Annotated in this window: 3 protein-coding genes; 2 read left to right on the top strand and 1 reads right to left on the bottom strand. The window is 69.6% G+C overall.

Going from position 1 to position 2,182, the window contains the following annotated elements:
• Nucleotides 1-777 (top strand): FAD-dependent oxidoreductase (locus tag AC2VOG_RS10240; protein WP_486939790.1); only part of this gene is annotated, 777 nt, incomplete at its 5' end.
• A gap of 3 nt (nt 778-780) precedes the next feature.
• Here the strand turns inward: AC2VOG_RS10240 and AC2VOG_RS10235 are convergent.
• The gene (locus tag AC2VOG_RS10235) at nt 781-1,515 is read right to left on the bottom strand and encodes a methyltransferase domain-containing protein (protein WP_486939789.1); all 735 of its coding nucleotides are present in this window, start codon (nt 1,513-1,515) and stop codon (nt 781-783) included.
• 335 nt (nt 1,516-1,850) lie between these two features.
• Here AC2VOG_RS10235 and AC2VOG_RS10230 point away from each other — a divergent pair.
• Nucleotides 1,851-2,182: SDR family NAD(P)-dependent oxidoreductase (locus tag AC2VOG_RS10230; RefSeq protein WP_486939788.1), on the top strand; the 332-nt coding region annotated here is incomplete at its 3' end.

The raw sequence follows: 2,182 nt of genomic DNA, 5'->3' as shown, positions 1-2,182 counted from the left end.
CGGCCGACCCTGCAGTCGCCCGCGGACGTCGGGGCCGATTTGCACGCCGATCACCATCGCCTGGCCAACGCCGAATCCGTGGTCGTCGTCGGCGGCGGTGCGGCCGCGGTCACCAGCGCGGTGAACCTGGCAACGAGGTGGCCGCATAAGCGGGTAGACCTGTATTTCCCCGGCGATCGGGCGCTGGCCGACTACCACCCGCGGGTCTGGCAGCGGATCAGCCGCCGCCTGGCCGGCCTCGGCGTCGGCCTGCACCCGGGCCATCGCGCCGCGCTGGTCAACGGCTTCGCCGGCGACGAGATCACCAGCGGCGGCGTCGACTGGAGCACTGGGCAGCCCGCGGCGTCGGCCGACGCGGTGCTCTGGGCGATCGGGCGGGTGCGGCCCAACACCGACTGGCTGCCGCGCGAACTGCTCGACGAGAGCGGCTTCGTCCGCGTCGATCGCGAACTGCGGGTGCCCGGTCACCCGGAGGTGTTCGCGGTCGGCGACGTCGCGGCCACCGATCCGCTACGCAGCTCGGCCCGCAATCGAGGCGACGCTCTGGTCGCGCGCAACGTCCGCGCCGAACTGGGCGGCGGCCGCCCGGGCAGCTACCGTGCGCCCGGCCGCCGGTGGGGCTCGGTCCTGGGCATCCAGCCCGACGGCCTGGAAGTTTTTCTTCCCACCGGTCAGGCCGTCCGCATACCGTCATGGCCGGTCGAGCGGGTGGTCATGCCGCTGATCGTGCGCCGCGGGATGTACGGCGGGGTGCGGGAAAACCCGCCGCTGGCTTGACCATCAGCCGCGCTTGCCGCGTACCCACTGGAACGTGCCGATGCTTTTGACCCGCACGCTGGCAAAGCCGTGCTCTTCCAGGATGTCGCCGACTTCGTCCTCGCCGAAGATGTGCGCGCCGCCGGTGGGCAGCGCTCGCCACAGGTCAACCGGCGGACGCAGGGTGGGAATCATGACCGCCAGCCGCGCACCGGGTTTGAGCACACGGGCGATCTCGGCAAGCGCCGCCGCGGGTTCGGGGACCAGTTGCAGCACCGCGACCGAGATCGCGGCGTCGAACGTCGCGTCGCGGAACGGAAGCTTCTGCGCGTCCGCGCGCAGGAAGCCGACCTGAGGTCCCGCTGCGCTGCGCACCGCGCGAGCCAGCATCGGCTCGGAGATGTCGATGCCCAGCGCGAGCCCGTCCGGACCGGCGGCATGGGCCAGCGAGGTGGTGACGGACCCGGGGCCGGAGCCGACGTCGAGAGCGACCCCGCCTTCCGGGATGTTCAGCCACTCGACGGGGAGCTGCATGGCGGCGATGAACCGCCGGGTCAGCGCCTGGGCGTTGTCGTAGACCAACGATCCGATCGGCGATGCCCAGGCCGCCTGGATGGCGCCGTGGTTCTTGGCTACGTCGTCGGTGGTGCCGAGCAGGTCCAGATAGCCGTTGCTGACAGCTGGCTCGGCGGGCGGATCGGCGAGCAGTTCGAGTGCTCTGCTCAGGGCTGGTGGCAGGGTGGTCTTCAGTTCGGTCATGTCCCGTTCCTTCGATGAAAGATCAATCTTCACAACCGTTTACGCGCTTGCATCCGAAGTCTACGCTGCCTAATCGGATGCCCGCTTCGGCCGCAGGTCAAGACCCGACCGGGTCGGGGCCGACATCGAAAAAACAAGTTGGCTACCGGTGGGGTCCCACCGTGGTGATGGTCAGCGTGTCAGCACCAGGTCCGTACACCCACCAATTGCGCCAGGCGGGCCGCCGTCGTGCGATCGCGTTCAACGGATTGGCGACCCACGACGGCTTGTCGCTCCGGCCTGTTCAGCGCTCGGCCATGAAGTCGCGCTCGGGTCACAGACGCTAGGGTCTGGTGGTGACTTCAGCGTGGTCGCCGAGCCGACTCGGCAACCTGTCCGACAAGCGCATCATCGTGACCGGTGCTACCAACGGCGTCGGTCTCGGCACCGCGCGCCTGCTCGCCGGCGCCGGTGCGCATGTGATCCTCGCCGTCCGCAACACCGATCTGGGCGCCCAGCGCGCCGCCGAGATCGGCGGCTCCACCTCGATCGCCGAACTCGACCTCGCCGACCTCGCGTCGGTGCGGGCGTTCCCCGACCAGATCGACGGTGACGTCGACATCTTGATCAACAACGCCGGAACGGTCGTCCAACACCGCGCCGACACTGTCGATGGGTTCGAGATGAC

The organism is Mycobacterium sp. TH-M11, assembly GCF_057473725.1.
Note: the sequence above shows the minus strand (reverse complement) of the source record. Positions and strands in the feature narration are given on the sequence as shown.